Below are 20,373 nucleotides of genomic sequence, written 5' to 3' on the forward strand. Positions count from 1 at the left end.
CAGGAGCGCGGCTATCTCCGGAAGCGCTCCGCGTCGATCCCATACCGCTTCAGCCAGCGCTGGATCTGCATCCGCGCCTTGCCCATCTCGCTCGCCACCGCGCTGATATTCCCTTTGTGCACGCCGAGCAGCCGGACGAGCTCCTCCCGCCGCGCGGCATCCTCTGCTCCCGACCCTTCCAGCGCGCGCTGCACCGCAGGGGGGAGGTGCTCCAGCCCGACAAGCCCTTCCTCCCCCGCGAGCACCACCGCCGTCTCGAGGCACTTCTCCAGCTCCCGCACGTTCCCCGGCCAGTCATGGTGGAGCATCGCCCTCGCCGCGCGCGGGTGGATCCGGATCCGCGCGGCGTGCTCCGGCGGGAAGCGGGCGAGGAGCGCGCCGGTGAGCAGGCCGAGGTCCTCGCGGCGCGCGCGGAGCGGGGGGAGCTCGACCTTGTGGCCGGCGAGGCGGTTCCAGAGATCGCCGCGAAACGCCCCCTCGGCGACCATCCGTTCCAGGGATCGGTGGGTCGCCGCGATCACCCGGAGATCGACCGCCATCGAGCGCGTGCCGCCGATCGGGCGGACCTCGCGCTCCTGCAGGGTCCGGAGCAAGGCCGCCTGCGCGGGCGCCGGCAGATCGCCGATCTCGTCGAGGAACAGCGTGCCCCGGTCGGCGCTGCGGACGAGGCCGGGGCGATCCTCGGTCGCGCCCGAAAAGGCGCCCCGCTTGTGGCCGAACAGCTCGGCCTCCACGAGGTCCTTGGGGAGCGCGCCGCAATTGACGGCGATGAAACCGCCGGGCCGCCGCGAGAGCGCGTGGAGGGCGCGCGCCATCACCTCCTTGCCGGTGCCGCTCTCGCCTGCAAGGAGCACCGAGACCGTCGAGCGCGCGATGGGGACGAGCCTCTCGAACACGCGATGGAGCTGAGGGAGCACGGTCGCGAGGCCCAGGGCTTCCGGACGCAAAGCTGCCCCGTCGAGCACGGGAGGATCGTCCGGATCGCAGGGAATGGCTTCCCGGTAAACGAAAAAACTCTGTCCGAGCTCGATCAGATTGCCGTCCTCGAGCTCGGCCCGGGTCGTCCGGACGCCGTCGACCAGCGTGCCGTTCTTGGATCCGAGGTCGTCGAGGACCCAGCGCTGGAGCAGCTTGCCGAGGCGCGCGTGGGTCGAGGACATGCGGCGATCGTCGGTGCGAACCGTGAGTCGGCGAGCGACGGTCATCGCCTCGACCTCCCGGGCGGTCCCGCGGCCAATGACGAGCTCGTCGAGCTGCGCGAGCGAGAAGCGCATGGGAGGAGCCAGCGGGCGGTGCGCGGCGAGGACGAGAAACACGTGGGGGTGGTGGTGGGCGTCGCCGAGCTCCTTGAGCTCCTCGGTGGAGGAGAGCGTTCTGCTGTCCTGGAAGTCGATCATAGCATTTTCTGCATACACCATCTCCGAGCGGGCGTCGCCGAGGCGCAACGGGGCATTGGAACGCAACAGGGGGTGCCACACTGCAACCTGCGCCTTGCAGACCGAGCGCCCGGAGGGGCGCTCGACGGGTGGGCATGGGTCTTGTAGGGCGTTGGGCATGAGCTTTCGACGCACCATTGCCTCGTTCGCCGTCGTGCCCGCCGTCGTCACCCTGGGGTGCAGCGCCGGAGACATGATGGAAGGTGAAGTCGCGGCCTCGACGCGGCAGGCCCTGAGGGCCCCGGGCTTCGAGATGCCGCAGAATGGGCTCGAACCCAGAGCGGTCGCCCGGAACATCTTGCTGCTGGAGAAGCTGAGGGAACACAGGCTCGACACCCACGAGCTCGACGTGATCCTGTCGAGGGACCCCCGCATTGCCGAGCTATTCAAGGATGCAGGCGCTGTCGACGCCAACGAGCTCATGGACGTGATCGTCTCGTGCGCGCTCGATCCCGATGAGAAAGTGACGGCCAAGGTCCGCGCCGGGACATTCACCTGGCAGGGCCAGCTCGGGCTTTGCGGTAAGGAGTCCCCGCTGGGCAGCTGGGGGGGCGACGTACCCACGCAGGGCTGCCTCGAGGTGGTCTCGAGCTGCGTTCTTGCGCGGATGAACGCCCTGGAGAGGCAGGTCCCCATCTCGATCCGCGGCCAGGATGCCAGCCTCTTCGTGCTCCGGGACAAGGTTCGGGTCGAGCGAGAGCTCCGCGACCGGAAGCCGATCGCCAGCTTCGAGGCATGCACGACCGACGTCACCAAAGGCAAAAAGGAGCGCGACTGCGGCTGGCAGGCGGCCTACGTGGGCAGGTGCGAGCCCAAGACCTCCGTCACCTTGGAGCGCGAGCTTCTGTTCGAGGAGCAGCCCATGGTGCGTGTGTGCCGAGGTATTTACGGTTGCGATCACGACCAGCCGGACGTCGCGAGCTCCCCGGAGCTACCTTATTATGCGGGCTTCGTGGCAGACTTCGCCAAGGACGAAAAGATATCCTTCCCTTGCCCGCCCGGCGACCTGTTCAGCGTCATGCTCGCGTCGCCGAGCTCCAAGGAGCCGTTGCCGCCGGAGCTCGACGTGCATCCCTCTCCTGGCACCCCTGCCCACTATCCCGCCAAGGAAGAGGACGTCTTCACCTACCGCGAGGGCTCGTTCTTCGGCGATGTCTTCAAAGGGACGAAGAGCCGATACGCCTGCTACAGCGACATCTGGAGCCTCGGAAAGGCACATCTCGCCGACCGGCTCTGCGCAGGCCCCGCCGGCGAGGATTGCCTCCCGCACGAGCCCTCGCCTTGTCGAGCCGCGCCGGACGGCGACGAGCGTGCCGCGCCCGCGACCACCCACCTCTGCTTCGGCGAGAGCGAGGCTCCCAGCTCGGCGTACCTGGATTGCGAAGGGGAGCAGCGTGTCCGTCCTCCGTGGCACCACGGGGTCACCGTCTTTCTCAGCGACCCTTGCGCCCTCTCCAGCGACACCAAATCCTGCTTGCTGGCGCAGAAGTGTACCCACAGCGAATGCACGACGGGGGCCCCGCTCGACGGCGGATGCAGCCCCGTCGTGACGAGCGTCTGCGCCGCGGACGCCTACTGCTGCAACGTCGCCTGGGACGCCCAATGCGTCGCCGAGGTGAAGACCGTGGCGAAGAGCGCGCAGTGCGTCGAAGGCACCTGCAACCACCCGCTCTCCACTTCAGGCGACGAGCTCACCCCCGGCTGCGACGTGCCGGCCCTCTCCTCGCCCGGCTGCGTGGCCAGGATCTGCAAGATGGATCCCTACTGCTGCAATAGCGCCTGGGACGGCATCTGCGTGGACGAATTTCAGAGCGAGTGCGCGCTCACCGAGTGTTCCCACGACGAATGCGCGACCGGCGCAGCGCTCTTCAGCGACTGCAGCTCGATCGCGAGGAGCGTCTGCCGCGCGGATCCCTTCTGCTGCACCACCGCCTGGGATAGCCTCTGTGTCCGCGAAGTCCGGACCTTGGCTGGCGGAACCTGCGGCTGATCCCCGAGCAAAGCTCCGCTCACCGCGCCGGCGCCTCGACCAGCCGCCGCATCTCCGCCACCGCGGGCACCGTCTCGTCCGCCACCGACCACGCGTCCAGCACCCGCTTCGCGAGCTCCCGCGCGCGGTCGTCTTCCCCCCGCCGGGCCGCGCGACGCGCAGCGCGCACCAGCGCGAGGCTCGCCCCGTTGAGCTCCGACGAGCGATCGGCGATCGCCGCCTCCAGCCGCGCGACGAGCTCGCTCTCGCCCGTGCGCTCGAACGTCTCCACCATCGGCTCGGCGAGCACCTCGACGAACGGCCCCGGCGTCCTGAGCAGAGGCCGGAACGCTCGCGCCGCGCCCGCGGGATCTCCCTTCGCATAGCGCTCGGCGCCTTCGGTGAAGGCGTCCGCGTCCGGGAGGGCGCTGTACGACAGGCGCTGCCGGAGCTCCCGAAACCGGGCGAAGCAGCGGGGGGATACGGCGGGCGAGGCGTGCGCGCAGATCGCAGGGAGCCGGAGCGGGACGTCGAGGTATGCGCCGTCGAGCGGTGGAGGCTCGGGGTCGAGGAATCGCTCCACGAGGAGGTCGGCGGTCTCCGGCGCGCGGCCGAGGACGAGCGCGATTTGCAGCGCGCGCCAGGCAATCTCGAGGCGCTGCACGCGAAGCCAGCCGGCGTCGTCCCCGGAGACGACCATCGCTCGTCTCGCGCGCGCGAGCGCAGCGCCGAACCGGGCCTCGCTCGCCTCGATACGGACGAGGAGCAGATCGCTTCCCACGCGGTGGACGGGATACCCCCCGGTCGCGAGCGCCACCGCGATGCCCCGCGCCTCCTCGCGCGCGCCCGAGGCGAGCAGCTGGTCCGCGAGGGTGCCGGCCACGGACGTGTCGAGGGGCGAGAGGACATACGCGCGCCGGGCATGCACGAGCGCAGCGGCCTTGTCGCCCGGGACCTTCGCCTGAAACAGCCAACCATAGCTGTTCCAGGGCACCCAGGCCTGCATCGCCCGCAGCGTCGCCCCTGCGCTGGTGGTGCCATACGTCACCGAGAGGAGCTGGAGCCAAGGCGCGCAGCCCTCACCGATAGGGTTCCTCGGATCCGCGTGTACCGCGAGCAGGGCCATCTCCGCGGCCCGCTTCGGGTCGGGCGACTGAAGGAGGCACGAGAGGGACGTGGCGAGCGTCGAGCGCCCGAGCGGCGTGGCCTCGCGCGCGAAGCGGCCCTCGAGCTCGGCGATCGTGGCCGGATCGTCCCTGCGCAGCGCCACGTGCTCGACGCGGGCGCGCGCGGCGAGCTCGCCCGAGGACGCAGGCTCGCTGCGCGGAGGCAGCTCCACCTCCGGAAGCGGAAGGCCGAGCGTGTAGGCGCAATGGCGGCCCTCGGCGCGCGCGAGCTCCGCGAGATCGGCGCTCCTCGCCGCGACGCGGGAGCACTCGTCCGGGAGCCCGCCCGCATTGTTGCTCATGGCCGCGGCGAGGTCGAGCAGCGCGAGGGCGCCGCCGACATCGCGGGCGCGCGAGAAATCGGCCATCGTGGCGTCGAGGGAGGGCGCCGCCGGGAGCGAGCCCCGCTCGGCGAGAGGGTTCATCGCGTCCCGTACGGCCTCGTAGAGGGCGCGCCCGGCGCCCGCGGCACGGTCGATCTCGGCCTCGTCGGGGCGGCGGAGGGTGACTGTGATCCGGAAGCCGGAGCCCTCGCTGACGACCTCGCCGTCGACGTAGGCGGCCGCTCGCCGGCGTGCCTCTTCGACCGCTTTCGCGCGTGCTCCAGGGGCGGCGTAGGGATCCTCGGGGAACCGGTCCACGGGCTGCGCCGGGAGCGACAGGAGCTCGGCGGGGATCAGCGTCCGCCCGGAGGAGCCACCCAGCGCGACGCGCGCTCGTTCGCAGAAGAGGGACGCCGCAGCAGCGCCCAACCAACCTGCAGGCGCGTCGACGCCCGAAGCGTCGAAGGGCGGGCACGCCAGCACCGAGGACGGCGATTGCAGGGGCGAGACGGGAGAGGGCGCGGCCGGGGCGGAAGGAGGCACGGCTCGCGCGCGCATCTGCCGCTCGAGGACCGATGCGCCGGCGACCGCGAGGAGCACACCGCCCCCCAACGCCAGCAGCCCGATTCCCATCTTTCGAGGTCGGCCGGGCGGCGACGACGCGCGCGGCGGAGACGCCGATGTTCCAGGCGCCGCCCGTCCTCCTGCTCCGACGGGAGCTGCAGGCTCCAACTCCGACGTCGAGCCTGGCGCCGTCGAGCCCTCGGGGAACGCCGACTCGGTCTCTTCCTGAGCGGTCCCTGCGGGTTCGCGCCGCGCCTCGCCGTCCTCGACGGTGCCGTCGCCCTCCGCGGCCGCCGCCGTTTCCGCCGTGGATTCCTCCACGCTGCCGAGGGCCGGACGAGGCAGGTCGAGGGGCGCCGTGTCAGCGATGCCGAGCGCGTCGCCGAGCGCGCGCGCTGCCGCGGTCGCCGTGGGGAAACGCCGGTCCGGATCGACGGCGGTCGCCCGCGCGAACCATGCATCGAAGCCGTCGGGCAGGGAGACGCCTCTCCTGGCCGCGCGCGCGCTCGCCGGCTCCACCGGCCCATACGCCGCGTCGAGCGCGAAGGCGACGAGGTTGTCTTCTTCCTTTCTTTCATCGGCCCAGTACGCCTCGCCGACGAGGAACGTATAGGCCATCATCCCGAGCGCGTAGATGTCAGTCGCCGCCGAGACGCGCCGGCCCCGGAACTGCTCGGGTGCCATGTAGAGCGGCGTCCCCACGGTCTGGGTCGCGCCACCACCGGCCGTGCTCTCGGCGATGATCTTCGCCACGCCGAAATCGAGGATCTTGATGCGCCGCCCGCCGTCCGCGCGCACGCTGAGGAAGAGGTTTGCGGGCTTGAGATCACGATGGATGATCCCCGCCCGGTGTGTCTCGTCGAGGGCGAGCGCCGTCTGGTGCAGGCACGCGAGCGCCTCCTCGGGCGAGAACCGCCCGACGCGCCGCAGGCATTGGCCGAGCTCCTCGCCCCGGAGCAGCTCCATGACGAGGAACGGCACCCCCGTCGCGTCGTCGACCCCGGCATCGAAGACCTCCACGATGAACGGGCTCTCGACGTGCGCGGTCACCCGCGCCTCGAGCTCGAATCGCCTCCGGAGCTCGGGGCGCTCGATGATGTGGGAGAGCATCACCTTGAGCGCCGACCGGCGACCGGTCCCGAGGTGATGCGCCTCGTACACCGCGCCCATGGCGCCGGCGGCGAGGCGGCGAATCAGCCGATAACGGCCGGCGAAGATTGCCCCCTCGCTCACCTCGATGGACGTCACGCGAGCCCTCTGTGTGGGAGGGTAGCTTGGCGCTCCTGACACCGTCCACGTTTGCGACGCCACGCCTGGAGCGCGGGCGTGTCGAAGATCGAGCCCTTGCGAAAATGTTTACGAACTTGTCGAACGCTTCACCAGCCCCGTGCTCCTTGCGTTCGCGAAGGAGCTCGGTGCCTCGGCCGCGCTGACGTGGACGCAGCGGCGGAATTCTGGCGGGACTCTTCCGCGGGGGCGAACCGCCGCGATCCGTCGCGTTCCCGGGGATTTGAGGAGAGCGTGACGACGAATCGCACCCGTTCGGAGGGCGTGGACCCAACCCGGGCCCAGCGGCCAAGCCCCGGGCTTGGGGAGCTCGCCGTGACCGATCCGTCGCGAAGGGCTGCGGTGGTCGCCTCGCTCGCAAGCACCCTATGCCGCGCCGTCGCCCTCGGGGATGAGGTGGCGGCCCGGATCGTTCACGAGGCGCTCGGTCGGCTGCTCGGGCTGCCGGTGGCACCGGAGGGGTGAGCAAGCTTGGGCCGAACGTCGAGCCCGCCGCTCGCGTCGACTCGCTGCCGGAGCCTTGCCGCTCGCCAGTGCCCGCAGGCTCTACTGGGATCGCCCGCGCGCGGCGGTTGCGTGCCGAAGCGCCCCGGAGGCATCCGGAAAGTGATGTCGGCAACCAGCAGGCCTGTGCCGGGAGGCAAGCGCGGCGGCCATGGGCGATAGCCCGGCGGGTTATGGAGAGGCCCGCCCGTCGAGGTTATTTCACGGCTATTTCAGGGAGCGTCAGCGCCCCTGGACCTCGAAGTTGGTCACGCCCCAGCCCTCATCGAAGAGGCCGGTCAGCCCAGCCGCGGACAGGTCGAGCGCGAGGTCGGGCGCGGAGTGCGGGAAGACCAGCTTCATGCGGTACACGGAGTCGCCGTACGGATAGGCGAGGGTGTTCACCTCGCGCGCTCCCGACCCGGCCAGGCTCCCGTCCAGCGGATAGCTCTGGGAGCTCAGGGTGTTGGAGAAGGTCCCGCTGAGCAGCTCGACGCCGTCCGCGGAGGCGGTCCAGACGCTGGGGCCAAGGGGGCCATCGCCATCCCAAGCGTTGACGAGGTAGAGGTCGAAGCTGACGGTCAGCTCGGTGTGGGGGGCGAGATCGTCGAGCGTCAGGTTCACCGTCTCGTTGCCGAACTGCCCCAGGAAGGTGCGGTCTCCGAGCGGGGTGACGCTGGTGACGATGGACTCCCACTCCGGGCCGATGGATCCGGTGAAGTTGTTGAAGTAGACGCTGCGGGGGCTGTTGATGACCAGCCCGCCCTGCCCGTGGCTCGCGAGATCCGTGGCGGCGTCCTGGGCCGAGTCCGCGAAGCTCGGGTCGCCGGTGAGGCCCACGTCGAGGATGCACGTCTGCTTGAGTGCCTCGTCGGTGATGCCGGCGCAGGCCAGCTCGCCCGCGGCCCTCTGCGCGGGGGTCAAGTTGTTGAGCCACGCCGGCTGCCCGGGACCGGCCGGACCGCCGCACGGCGTGCCCTGCTGGATGAGCGCGACGTCGCCCGGGGCGGCGCCCACCCGCCAGACGTCCGCGTAGCTGTTCGTGTCCTGGTACATCTCGAAGAACGTCAGCCCGCTGCTCAGCGCGCTGCCGTCCCGGGCCATCATGAACTCGTTGGTGGGGTCGTTATCGGCGTTCCCGAAGAGGCCGACCATCTTGCCCACGCTGGCCGGCGGGACGAGGAAGAGCATGTCCAGGTACAAGCCGAGGACATAGCTCCTTGGATGCAGCGCCAGCCGCTCTCCCGTCGGCCAGGCCAGCACGGTCCTGCCGCTCGCGGACTGGTAGACGCTCCCGCCGCCGGCGAGCGCGAGCGCGCCGCTCGACGGCACCGTCGTCTGTTGCCCGTTCAAGTAGAGCGCGCCGTTCGCGTGGAACTCCACGAGATCACCCGCGATGCGCGCGCCCACGGCCCGGCCGGTCGAGACGCCCGGAGACACGGGGCACTGCCGGATCTGGATCTCCAGATCGGGAGTGGCCGCGCTGGTCGCCATCACGAAGTCGCCCTCCCCCTGGAAGTCGAAGGCGACATTATCGAAGCTGACGTAATGGGGGTCTCCCCAGCACACGGCGGGCTTGCAGGACTGATCCTGGGTGTCCACGCGGCACCCCTTCATGACCTTGACGAGGAGGGCGTCGCTACCACCGCCGCCGAAGGAGTGACCGCAGAACGGCGCGTCCGTCCTGCCCGTCAGGAAGACGTTGCCCCTCGGATCGACGGCGAGCCCTTGTCCCGCCTCCGTCGCGTTCGTGCCGATGTACTCGGTGCGCAGGTGTGCCCCCGCCGTGCTGTACTCGCGCAGGTACATGTCCTCGCTCCCGAGGGGCGCGTCGGAGTCGAGGTCGCGGGAGGTCTGGCCGGTCAACACGACAGATCCACCGACGACGGCGACCGACGTGGCGGAGACGTTCTCGCTCGCCGCTGTCTGCCGGATCCATTGCGTGGTGAGGCTCGCGTCCAGCTTGGCGAGGAAGGCGTCATACTTCGTCGAAGAGGCATAAGGGGGGAAGTTCCCGTTCGTCGTGCCGGAGACGTAGACGACGGTCTGACCCGACTCCACCGCAGTGGTCAGGCTGAACGCCTGGTCCTGGAGGTTCGTGCCGAGGAGAGCCACCCCGCCCAGAGCACCGCTGTCGCTGTAGCGGGCGACAAAGGCATCAGCGCTGCCGCCCGCGTACGGTTGGCCTGCCAGCGCGTTGGTGGTGTAACCGGCGACGTAGACCTGCCCATCGGCTCCGACGGACACGCCGCGCGCGATGGTCGTCTTGTTGTTCACTCCGAGCTGCCTGGTCCAGACATGATTGCCGCTCGCCGAATACTTCGCCACGAACAGCGACGTGGTGCCGTTCGTCGGCGGCGGGTTCACCCCGGCGAGATTCCCGGCTGTGGAGCCCACCACGTAGACGCTGCCATCAGGTGCGTGGGCCACAGACCACGCTTGATCCACCCCGGCCGTACCGAACTGGCGCCGCCACGCCTCGGTCCCGTTTGCGTTCAGCTTGACGAGGAAGACGTCCGAAGATCCCTTGTTCTGACCGGCTACGATCGCGCCGCTCGTGTGGCCGACCACGTAGAGCGACTCGTTGCCGCTCGTGGGGCACTGGGCCGAGGAGACGGTGACGCTCGTCGCCTGGTCGATCGCCGACGTGCCGATCTGCGCGCCCCACAATAGGTTCCCGTCCTGCCCGACCTTGCGGATGAAGGCGTCACTCGCGCCGCTGTTCACCTCGCCCAAGATGGCCCCGGTGGTGGACCCGACCTGGTAGACGGCGTCGCAGGACGCGGCGACCGCATTCCCGAGGTCCGCGCCGGTCGTGGGAGTCTCGTCATGCCACGTGAATCCCTCGAAGCTGGGGCAGGTCACGTTCTGCAAGGGGAGCGGGAGGCCCTTCGGGCGATCCCCCCCCGTGGGGTCGAACGGGAGCGTGGACAGGGGGGAGTCGTCCTCCTTGGGCCTCAGCTCCTCCTCGGTCGCGCTGGTATCTTCGTTCAGCTCTCCGGCGGGCGCGAGATCATCCCCCTCCGCTCCGGAGCCGTCGTCCCCGGAGGAGATCGGCGCAGCCTGGTCGGGCTGGGCGCCTCTAGTCGAGCCCACCGGCAGAGGATCGCCGGTCGAGCCGCTGCAAGCGGCGACGCCTGCTGCCAGGATGCACACGGAGAGCGTCTCACAATGAAATCGTTTCATGCTTGAACCTCGCAGTAAATGATGTCAACTCGACATGGCCCTGAGGCTGGGAAAAACCGATGTTTCATTCTCTTTGTTGGTTGCCCCGTACTATCCGGCCTGTGTGAGGCCGCGAGTCCGGCCTTGACGCCGCCTGCTTTCGACGAGCGCGCGTTCCTCGCCGCCGAAAGCTCAGAGCTTCCGGATAGCCCCTCATCGCGCTCCGATTCTCGCGGGGGTCGCTGGGGCCATGCGCAACGAGCGTGCCTGACCTTTCAAGCTTCAGATCTGCACCACTGAGCCGCAGGCTAGCTCCTCGGCTGAGCCCGTACCGCGCGCAGGTGAGCGCCGCTCCAGGGACGGGATTGTTCCGCCTCCGTGCAGGGGGCACATGCGGCAGCGTGCTCGTCACCCAGGGACGCAGCGCTTCATCCAGGGACGCGGGCTCTATCGCCCCCAGTCCGGCCCGCGCCCGCCGGACTTCTTGCGAGGACCGGTAGTGTCTTGCGCGGCGCCGATGTCGGCGCGGTCCGAGCGGTGGCCGGGGACGTGGGGCGCGCGGGCGCGGCGCTTCGCGCTGCCGCCCCGGAGGGGACGGGCGATGGCTGCGCAGGCGCCAGGGAGGCGGCGTTCGGCGCGCCCGCGTCCGCGCCCGGGCCGAGCGGCAACGGGGCCGGCACCACCGCAGGTGCCGCCGCGGTGCCCGCCTCGGGCGCGCTCGCGCTGGCGGGGGCCGTGTCGTGGCCAGCGTCCCGCCGCCGCGCTTTCACACCGTCAACTACGCGGGGGTGCTCGTCCCGGCGAGTCCATGGCGCAAGCGCATCGGACCGCGCCCTGCGAAGCCAGAAGAGTCTACGAAGGCGGACGATGACGCCGCTCCGAAACGCAAGCGTGGCGGCTATCGGGCGGTCGACAAACCGCGCCGAGCTCTTGCGCCGCACATTTGCGATCGACATCCTGCGAACGCAAAGCATGAAAACCTGCTGAGGCTGGTGCTGTACCGGCGTGTTTTCAAGATCCGCAGGAATTTTGGGAAGGGTGGGAATGAGGCTGCAGATGGGTCGCTCCCGTCAACGGAGTGGGGTCGTGAGGGGGTCCCCGAAAGGAAGGCGGGGATCCATGACCCAGCGTGCGTGGAGGATCGAGTGGAGAGCGCGGCCCCAGCCCGACGGTTCATCTCGGCTCAGCCTGGCGGTCGGCCTCGTGATCGACGCCGCGGCAAGCCCCCCGATCGGGTTGCGCAGGAGCGGGGACGACGGCGCCAAGAGGAGCAACGAACCCAACGCAAGCAACAGCAACGAAAGGAGAGACCATGAGCCAACGAGCCGCCCTCTATGCGCGCGTCTCGACGGCGCGGCAGGAACAGGAGCAAACGGTGGCGTCGCAGCTCGAAGCGCTCGAGAACGCAGCGACCGCCATGGGACTCACGGTGCCGGCAGAGCGACGGTACATCGATGACGGCATCAGTGGCGCTCGCCTCGATCGGCCGGGATTGGACGCGTTGCGCGACGCAGCGGCCGATGGGCTGATCGACGTGGTGCTCGTACACGCTCCCGATCGGCTCGCGCGCAATTACGTGCATCAGGTTGTGCTGGTCGAGGAGCTGACGAACCGCGGAGTCCACGTACACTTCGTCGAATGCCCCGCGACCGAGCGTGCCGAGGACCGCCTGCTCGTGCAGATGCAGGGCATCATCGCCGAGTATGAGCGCGCGAAGATCATGGAGCGCACGCGCCGCGGTCGTATTCACAAACTGCGTGCCGGGCAGATGCTCCCTTACAGCTCTGTCGCACGCTATGGCTATGCCATCGAACGCTCTGCCGATGGGCTGCGGCGCACGGTCGTCATCGACGAGGTCGAAGCCCAGCATGTACGGGCGATGTACCGGTGGGTGCGCGAGGAGGATCTCAGCTCACGCGCCGTCGCCAGGCGACTGAACGCACAGGGGATACGTCCCCGCAGGGCGGCGCGGTGGACCGAGGGCCGCGTCTATGGGGTGCTGACCGACCCCACCTATACTGGCATGGCGACCTACGGTCGTCGGATGTCGGTCGAACCGGCACGACCGAAAAAGCCGGGTTCCTACCGAAAGCACCTCAAGAGCTCCAGCCGCTTCCGTCCCAAGCAGGAGTGGCTCATCATTCCGGTCCCTCCGATCGTTGACGAAAAGGAGCAAGCCGAGGTCCGCGCGATCCTCGCGAAGCACCGGTGGCAGGCGCCGCGGCACCTCAAGTACGACTACCTTCTCCGGTCGCTCGTCGTCTGCGGTGAATGCGGGTGGCGCATGGAGGGCCATCGACAGGCCCCGCGGTCCGGCGTGCCCTACGAGTACTTCTATTATGGATGCCGACGCCGCCTCGCCGAAGTGCGCGGCCATGACAAGCGGTGCAAAGCCAAGTACATCCGTCGCGACGAGCTCGATGCGGTGGTATGGGACGCGCTGGTATCGTGGATTCAGTCCCCGCAGATGCTGCTGCAAGAGGTTGAGGCATGGCGTTCGAGCCGCGCAGGAGAGGACCAGAATCGCCGTGACCGTGCCCGTCTCGAGAGCGCCGAGCGCAAGCTCCAGACTCACGTCGAACGGCTGGTCGACGCCTATCAGGCCGGCGCGATATCCGTCGAGGAGCTCAAGGCGCGGCGCGATCGCCTCGATGCCGAGCAGCGCGCGGTGCGCGTTCGCATCGAGGAGATCGCGGCCCAGGACCAGGACCGAACTCGGCTCAATCAGCTGGCCGACGACCTGACGGCCTTTGCGGTGACGTTGCGGGAAGGACTGGACAAGCTGGACTTTGCAGGGCGGCAACGCCTCGTCCGGCTGCTGATCGAGCGTGTCGTCGTGACAGGCGACCACGTCGCTATCGAGCACGCGATCCCGCTCTCCGGCCGGTTTTCGGCTTTACGTTCGCAGGATCGATGTCCTCGAGTGCCCAGCTTGCAAGGTGCGGATGAAGCTCGTCGCCATGGTCACTGAGTCCCGGAACATCGTCCGCTTCCTCTGCGCGCTCGGCGAGCCGACCGATGTTCCAGCACGCTCTCCCAACCGGGGACCACCGTACTGGAAAAGCACCGTTGTGCGCCGCAAGGCGCCCGGTGACGCCGTATAGCGTCTCGCGACGCGCCTCCCGGGCCAGACCAACGCCCGGACGGACACGTGTGCCCACGGCACGCCGACGCGCCCCTTAGCGCGCGCGGCGCCGCCTGGACCACGCTCTTTCGACCAAGGACCGAGCCATCACGACGCTCGCGGTCCCACCCTTTCGCTCTGCCGCGCTACACTTCCTCGCGCTGCGATCCGGCTTGATTTGCCTACGCGCTGGCACTGCAACCGCAGGCACCCGGTTTGACGTTGCGCTGATGGTAGACAAGCTCACATCAACCTTGGCGACGCAGGAGTCCCAAGTCTCCTCGAAGGTGAGCCGACTTGTCCCCTGGGCCGCTACCGAAAACGTCCCACCTAGTGTAGGGGGGACTCACGAATCCCTGCAGCTGCACATCTTGCCAGAACGTCAGATTGGGCCTGTGCTTTGCGACTACACGGACTCGAGAGTCTTGCGAGATGACAAAGCCGAGAGCCTCGCGGTGCGCATTGCAATACCGGAACATTGACCGATGCCTCGTTCCGAAGGAGACTCGCCGCATGGGACTGCTGACCTTCACCATCAACGTCACCCTGGACGGCTGCGTCGACCACCAGGAGGGGATCGCCGACGACGAGACGCACGCCTTCTTCACCCGCCTCATGGACGAGAGCGGCGCGATGCTGTGGGGCCGCGTCACCTACGAGATGATGGAGAGCTACTGGCCGGCGGTCGCCCGCGGCGACGAGGAGGCGCCTCCGGCGATGCGCGAGTGGGCGGTCAAGCTGGAGACCAAGCCGAAGTACGTGGTGTCGTCCACGCGCAAGGACTTCCCGTGGACCAACAGCCACCACATCGCCGGCGATCTGCGCATGGGCGTGCAGAAGCTCAAGGACGCAACCCCGGCCGGCGTGCTCCTCGGCAGCGGCAAGCTCGCGACCGAGCTGGATCGGCTGGATCTCATCGACGAGTACAAGTTCCTCGTCCACCCCAGGCTCGCCGGCCACGGCCCGACCCTGTACCAGAGCGGGCTGCCCGCCGCGCGGCGGCTCGAGCTGGTCTCGGCCAAGCCGCTCCGCTGCGGCGCGGTGGCGATGCACTACCGGCGCGCGCGCTGACTCAGAGGAGCGCCATCGCGCCCAGCTCGCGGGCCAGCGCGTCGTCGGGAGCCTTCTCGCCGCGCAGCACCGCGGCGATGTTCGGGGTGATCGCGCCGCGGATGGCGCGGCCGGCGAGCGCGGCGTACAGGATCGGCGGGTCGCCGGCGAATGGCGAACCAGCCGCGCGGCGCGCGGCGCACCTCGGCGGGCACCACGAAGGCCGGCTCGGGACAGAGCGCGAGGGCGCGCAGCTGGGCGGTGAGCCACTCGTCCTGCCGCACCGCCGGGTTGCCCAGGCCGACGTGACGTACTCGCAGAAGCGGTAGAACGCCTCCTCGAGGCACAGCACGAAAATCGCTGCGGTTTCCAGCGACCACTCGCTATCGACCGGTTTCTCTGGCGGGGTTCCTGACCTACGCAGCTAGCGGGGCTTCGTGTCCTTGTCCTCCGGGTCGACCGCGATGCGGAACCCCGGGTCTTCCGGGGTGGGCCCGGCGGGCCGCGTCTCGGGCCCCTCGACCTCTTCGCCGCGGCCCTCGGCTCGCTCGTCCCGCGGGGGCGCCTGCGCCGGCCCCTTGCTCAGCTCGGCGCCGATCCGGCCGACCACGTTCGTCGCGGCCCGGACGAGCTCGCGCCCGGCGTCGTCGATCGCCTTGCCGACGTTCGTGCTGTCGAGGTCCTTGCGCAGGTCCACGGCCGTCTTGCGCGCCGCGCGCCAGAGCAGGCTCAGCCCCTGCTTGAGGTCCTCCCTGGGGTCGTCGCGATCGGGGTCCGAGCTCATCGCGCCTCCTTGGCTTCGTCGAAGAGGCTTATGTTCCCGCCGCGCCTGCGCCGCAAGCGGCGCGCAGGCCTCAGGCGGCCGTCTTCGGCTTGCTCGTGGGATCGACGTCCGGCGGGCGCCTCGGCTTGCTCCGGGGCTCGGCCTCGCCGGGCGCCTTCCCCGGCGCCTGCGCGGCCGCCGCGGCGCGCCTCCCGGCGGACGGCGCGCCGTCCTGTCCCGGGGCCGCCGGGGCGCCGCCCGTGCCGCCCGTCACAGCCGGCCTGCGCTGCGCCGTGGGCGCCCCTGCCGCGGGCTTCGCCGCCGCAGCCCTGGCCGCCGCGGCCGTCGCCGCGGGCCGCGCCGTCGCGGGCGCCGCCGCGTGCCTCGCCGTGGCGGCCGCCTCTGCCGCGTGCCTCGCCGTGGCCGTGGCGCCCGCCTCCGCCGCCTGCTTCGCCGCGCCGGTCGCCTCCGCCGCGTGCTTCGCCGGAGCGCCCGCCTCGGCTGCGGGCGGATGCGCGCTGTTCGACCGCACCGCCGGCGACCACGCCGTGGAGCGGTTCCGGCCCGACCGCTTCGACACGTACAGCGACTCGTCCGCGGCCTTGAAGAGCTCCTCCCACGTGCTGCCCGCCTCGGGGTAGGTGGCGATCCCGATCGAGCAGGTCACCTGGCACTGCACCGGCCCGTTGCTCCCGGCCGCGTGGAACGTCGTCCGGCCGAGCTCCTCGCGCACGCGCTCCGCGAGCAGCATCGCCCCGCGCGCGTCCGTCTCCTCGCAGATCACGACGAACTCCTCCCCGCCGAAGCGCGCGACCGCGTCGGTCGTCCGCTTCGCGCGCCGGAGGACGTCGCCGAGCCCCTTGATGATCACGTCGCCCACGTCGTGGCCGTACGTGTCGTTCACCTTCTTGAAGTGGTCGATGTCCGTGACGAGCACCGAGAGCCGCCGCGAGAACCGCCGCGCCGCGGTGATCTTCTGGTCCGCCACCTCGAGCATCGCGCGCTTGTTGAGCAGCCCGGTGAGCCCGTCCATCGTCGCGAGCTCCTCGAGGCGCCGCACCATGCGCGCGTTCGAGAGCGACACGGCCATGTGGCTGGCGAGGACCTCCAGCGTGCTGCGCACCGAGTCGGTGAACGCCGCGCGCCGCCGCGAGCCGAGGACCAGCGTGCCGAGCGGCCGGTCGTGCACGACGAGCGGGAGCACGATGATCGACGGCATCGACGGCGGCGTGACGCGGCGGGTGAAGACGATCTGCCGCTTCTCGTCGTACTCGCCGCGGTACGGCAGCGGGTGCCGGTTCTGCAGCACCATCGAGACGAGCCCCGCGTTGTGGCGGAAGCGCTGCCCGGTGAGCTCGGCGACCCCGTCGCCGCTGACGGCGCGGATCTCGTGGACCTTCTGCGCCTCGTCGTACAGCGTGACGGCCGCGAAATCGACGGACGTGATCTCGCGGGCGCTCGTGACGCCGGCCTCGATGACGCCGGCCTCGGTCGTGGCGGCGCCGAGCCCCTCGGCGGCGCGGTAGAGCTTGCCCTGCTCGACCTTGGCGCGCTCGAGCTGGACGAAGACGCGCTCGTTCTGGATGGCCCGCACGGCGTAGCGGCAGGCCTCGTCGATGAGCTCGAGCTCGCGCGGCGAGAACGGCCGGTCCTCGACGCGATCGACGACGAGCACGCCGCGGAGCTGGCCGTGCTCGAACACCGGCAGCGCGCACACGGCGCGCACCGGGGAGGGGCCGACGTAGTAGGGGAGCTTGTAGCCGGGCTTGAGGCCCCCGAGGACGACCGGCGCGCGCTGGGTGATCGCCGCGCCGAAGACGCCGTCGCCGGAGAGGAACGGGCCCTCGGAGAGGTTCGGGGCGTCGCTCGCGAGCTCGCTGATGCGCAGGTGGGTGCCCGCGTCGTTCTGCCAGAGGAGCACGGCGGTGTAGAGCTCCAGCGACTCGCGCAGGAGGCGAAGGGCGAAGAGCACCGACTGGTGGATCTCCTCGACGCCGGAGCGGGCGAGCCGCTCGTCATCGCCTTTCTGGGCCACGCCGCGCGCCTGGGCCGGGGCCGAGAGCAGGCGGTAGCTGCGCGCGTCGTCGCGGAGCCGCTCGATCTCGGCCTGGAGGCGGGTGTGCGAGGCCTTCCTGACGCGGCCGAGCTCTGCGCGGAGGATGGTGGCGTTCAGCAGCGAGAAGACGGCCATGAAGCCGATGTGCGGCGCGGCCGCGCGCGTGACGTCGAGGAGGCTCGGCGCGCCGCGCGAGGCCGCGGCCGAGCGGACGGCGATCTCGAGGGCGGCGGCGGCGATCGCGACGAGCAGCGACGCCCCCGGGCGGGCGAACGCACTCACGAGGGCGATGACGACGTAGAGGGCGGCGTGGGCGTCGCCGTCGAGCGAGCCGTCGAGGCGGAGGACGGTGGCGAACGTGGCGACGAGGAGCAGGGCGCCGACCTCGAGGTCGAGCAGGGCGCTCGCCTCGATGGCGGCGGCGCGCCGCCGCGCCCGCTGGACGAGCGCCACGAGCAGCACGAGCAGCGCGGTCGCGGCCGCGAGCGGCGGGAGCGGCGCGGCCGCGTCGAGGACCACGAGCCCCCCGAGGGCCAGCGCGCAGGCGAGCGGCGCCGCGTTGCGCGCGATACGGCGGGCGGTGAGCACGGCGAGCACCAGGTTGGCCATCGGCTCGGATGCCGGTACCAGAGGTCGATCGCCGCGGCCCAGTTCTCTGCCTGCGGAGGCGGCTGCGCGATGGGGGGGGGGAAAGAGGCGAGAGAGGGGGTGAGGGTGTGACCTGGAGTCGTCGATGGATGAGAGGTCGAGGGGCCCTGGCTGGGGTATGCGGAGGCGGGGCGACGATCCTTGTCGATACGTGCGCGGCTCGACGATCGCCGGGGTGGGCACCGTGAACGACCTCGCAGGGGCGACTGAGCTGCCCCACGGGACCGCGGACGGTTGGAACGAGCGGAGCGCGAGATCGACTGGGGCTGGTTGGCCTTGGGAAGTCACGGCGCAGGAGTGTGGCAATTGTGTGGCAGCTAACTAGCTGCTGGACGAACACCGGGAGAGCAGCGATAGAGTAACGGATCGTGTCTCAGCGTCAGTGCAGCACCGAGATCAGGGGCAGTGACAGCTTCGAGGCTGTCGCTCAGGCGTCCGCGCTTACGACAAGGATGACCGAGGGAGCGCGAGGCGAGCCGCCGAACTCGGCAGAATGCTCCTTGCGGGACTCATGGCACCACGTGGAGACGCTGAATGGCGTCGACACGGGGCCGGAGCGTCGCGCATCCGGGGTGGCCCATGGCCTGCGCTTCACGTTGCTCTACCATCCGGACCTGCGCCGGATCGGCGCGCGGGCAACCACGGTGGCCGTCCCTGGGTACGCGGTACCCCTCTCCCGCCTCGAGCCCGAGTTCGCGCAGCCGCGCAGCCACGAGTGCGCGCCGCTCTGCGACCCTCATGTGAGCCGGAAACCTCACCATGTGACGTGGGGCGCAGACGAGTCGGTGACCATCACGCCCGCGGGGCGGGGACAGCTGTCTGTCGATGGACAGCCCATCGACGAGACCCACCGGTTTCCTCCGAACGTCCTGCGCGCAGGGCTGCTGTTGCAGCTCTCCAGGAGGATCGTGATCCTCGTCCATGCGGTGACCACCGCGCCCCCAGCGCCGAGATACGGGCTCGTCGGCGACAGCGACGCCCTCGAGGTGGTCCTCCGATCGATCGCGCGTGTCGCCGATCTGCAAGTCCCCGTCCTTCTTCGGGGGGAGACCGGCGCTGGCAAGGAGCGCGTCGCGCAGGCCATCCATCAGGCGAGCCCGCGGGCAGGTCGCCCATGGCTCGCGGTGAACATGGCCGCGCTGGCCCCGACCACCGCGGCCGCGGAGCTGTTCGGGTACGCGAAAGGGGCCTTCACGGGCGCTCACCAGCGCCACGCCGGCCTGTTCGAGCGCGCGCACGGTGGGACGCTCTTCCTCGATGAGATCGGCGACATGTCGATGGATGTCCAGGCGATGCTGCTCCGGGCGCTCGAGACCGGCACGATCCTGCCGCTCGGCGACACCGAGCAGCGCGCGGTGGATGTCAGGGTCATCGCGGCGACCGACGTCGACCTGGAGCAAGCCATCGCGCAAGGCAGGTTTCGCGCGCCGCTGCTCCATCGGCTACAGGGCTATACCATCACCATTCCTCCGCTCCGCCAGAGCCGCGAGGACATTCCCCGCCTGCTGCTCCATTTTCTGCGCGAGGAGCTCGCGCGCGTCGGAGACCTGCGCCGGCTGGAGCCGCCCGCGGACGGCGCGCTGCCGTGGTTTCCTCGATCCTTCATGGTGCGGCTGCTCCAGCACAGCTGGCCCGGCAATGTGCGCGAGCTCCGGAACGTGGCGCGGCAGCTCGTGATCTCCAGCCGCGGCGCCGACGCCATCGTCATCGATGAGAGCCTGGAACGGACGCTGGAGCAGGCGCGTCAGACACCGCGGCCCCCGTCGGATGCACCGCGCCTCGCCGAGAGGCGAGATGCGGACGCCTCCACGGCCAATCCAGCGGACCACCCCATGGACCGGGAGGTCGACGAGGAGGCGTTGCTCAGGGCGCTCCGGCAGAGCCGCTGGTCGATCGGACCCGCAGCGGCGACGCTCGGCGTCTCGCGCACCGCCCTCTACCGTCTCATCGAGCGAAGCCCTCGCGTTCGAAAAGCGGCGGACATCCCGGAGGACGAGCTGATGCGCTGCCACCACGCGTGCGGCGGAGATCTCGACGCCATGTCGGCGCGTCTCGAGGTGTCGAAGCGGGGGCTGACGCTGCGCCTGCGGGAGCTCGGTCGCTCCAGGCGGCTGCGCGAAGCGCCGCCGGACTGATCGCGGCGTGCTGAACGGTCCGCGGACCGTCCGGCTCCCCGCTGTCGAGTGACGCAAGCGTTCAGAACCCGTCCTCCAGCGTTCACGGACGGTTCGTGGACGCTCCACGGACGGTTGAGCGGATTGCGCCGGGGGCAATGACCGGCTGAAATGGCCAGGGTCGGCGCCGACTCGCCCCGCGGCACCGGACCTGCTTTACGGCGG

10 protein-coding genes are annotated in these 20,373 nt (G+C 70.3%); 4 read left to right on the forward strand and 6 right to left on the reverse strand.

Translation table 11 applies throughout. From position 1 onward, the window contains the following. Positions 1-11: 11 nt before the first annotated feature. Complete coding sequence (locus WMF19_RS47485) at positions 12-1,397, reverse strand: sigma 54-interacting transcriptional regulator (protein WP_437896381.1); 1,386 nt, start codon at positions 1,395-1,397, stop codon at positions 12-14. 157 nt (positions 1,398-1,554) lie between these two features. On the opposite strand from WMF19_RS47485, the gene WMF19_RS47490 reads away from it, so the two are divergent. After that, positions 1,555-3,426, forward strand: coding sequence for a hypothetical protein (locus WMF19_RS47490; protein WP_437896382.1), 1,872 nt, complete (start codon positions 1,555-1,557; stop codon positions 3,424-3,426). 19 nt (positions 3,427-3,445) lie between these two features. On the opposite strand, the gene WMF19_RS47495 is transcribed toward WMF19_RS47490, so the two are convergent. Then, positions 3,446-6,706 (reverse strand): serine/threonine-protein kinase, encoded by a 3,261-nt coding sequence (locus WMF19_RS47495; protein WP_437896383.1) that lies wholly within the window; start codon positions 6,704-6,706, stop codon positions 3,446-3,448. A gap of 765 nt (positions 6,707-7,471) precedes the next feature. Then, positions 7,472-10,414, reverse strand: coding sequence for an SBBP repeat-containing protein (locus WMF19_RS47500; protein WP_437896384.1), 2,943 nt, complete (start codon positions 10,412-10,414; stop codon positions 7,472-7,474). A 1,291-nt stretch (positions 10,415-11,705) separates the two neighbouring features. On the opposite strand from WMF19_RS47500, the gene WMF19_RS47505 reads away from it, so the two are divergent. Together WMF19_RS47505 and WMF19_RS47510 are read left to right on the forward strand one after the other, a co-directional pair. After that, complete coding sequence (locus WMF19_RS47505; RefSeq protein WP_437896385.1) at positions 11,706-13,364, forward strand: recombinase family protein; 1,659 nt, start codon at positions 11,706-11,708, stop codon at positions 13,362-13,364. A gap of 666 nt (positions 13,365-14,030) precedes the next feature. After that, positions 14,031-14,588, forward strand: coding sequence for a dihydrofolate reductase family protein (locus tag WMF19_RS47510; RefSeq protein ID WP_437896386.1), 558 nt, complete (start codon positions 14,031-14,033; stop codon positions 14,586-14,588). Between the two features lies 1 nt (position 14,589). On the opposite strand, the gene WMF19_RS47515 is transcribed toward WMF19_RS47510, so the two are convergent. From WMF19_RS47515 to WMF19_RS47525, 3 genes are all read right to left on the reverse strand, one after another. Next, entirely contained in the window at positions 14,590-14,919 is a 330-nt protein-coding gene (locus tag WMF19_RS47515; RefSeq protein WP_437896387.1) for a hypothetical protein, read from the reverse strand. A gap of 72 nt (positions 14,920-14,991) precedes the next feature. Beyond that, the gene (locus WMF19_RS47520) at positions 14,992-15,351 is read right to left on the reverse strand and encodes a hypothetical protein (protein WP_437896388.1); all 360 of its coding nucleotides are present in this window, start codon (positions 15,349-15,351) and stop codon (positions 14,992-14,994) included. A gap of 70 nt (positions 15,352-15,421) precedes the next feature. Then, on the reverse strand, positions 15,422-17,995 hold the full coding sequence (locus WMF19_RS47525) for a sensor domain-containing diguanylate cyclase (protein ID WP_437896389.1): 2,574 nt from the start codon (positions 17,993-17,995) through the stop codon (positions 15,422-15,424). Between the two features lie 560 nt (positions 17,996-18,555). Between WMF19_RS47525 and WMF19_RS47530 the strand changes: the two genes are divergently transcribed. Then, positions 18,556-20,169 carry a sigma 54-interacting transcriptional regulator gene (locus WMF19_RS47530; RefSeq protein WP_437896390.1) on the forward strand — a complete coding sequence of 538 codons (1,614 nt, stop codon included), beginning with the start codon at positions 18,556-18,558 and terminating at the stop codon, positions 20,167-20,169. Positions 20,170-20,373: the final 204 nt, after the last annotated feature.

The sequence above is a fragment of the Sorangium sp. So ce124 genome (assembly GCF_051525235.1).
Lineage (GTDB): Bacteria > Myxococcota_A > Polyangia > Polyangiales > Polyangiaceae > Sorangium > Sorangium atrum.

Bases quoted from the DNA above. Each gene is read 5' to 3' on its own strand.
- WMF19_RS47485 (WP_437896381.1), bottom strand. From the start codon at position 1,397: ATGATCGACTTCCAGGACAGCAGAACGCTCTCCTCCACCGAGGAGCTC.
- WMF19_RS47490 (WP_437896382.1), top strand. From the start codon at position 1,555: ATGAGCTTTCGACGCACCATTGCCTCGTTCGCCGTCGTGCCCGCCGTC.
- WMF19_RS47500 (WP_437896384.1), bottom strand. From the start codon at position 10,414: ATGAAACGATTTCATTGTGAGACGCTCTCCGTGTGCATCCTGGCAGCA.
- WMF19_RS47505 (WP_437896385.1), top strand. From the start codon at position 11,706: ATGAGCCAACGAGCCGCCCTCTATGCGCGCGTCTCGACGGCGCGGCAG.
- WMF19_RS47510 (WP_437896386.1), top strand. From the start codon at position 14,031: ATGGGACTGCTGACCTTCACCATCAACGTCACCCTGGACGGCTGCGTC.
- WMF19_RS47520 (WP_437896388.1), bottom strand. From the start codon at position 15,351: ATGAGCTCGGACCCCGATCGCGACGACCCCAGGGAGGACCTCAAGCAG.
- WMF19_RS47525 (WP_437896389.1), bottom strand. From the start codon at position 17,995: ATGGCCAACCTGGTGCTCGCCGTGCTCACCGCCCGCCGTATCGCGCGC.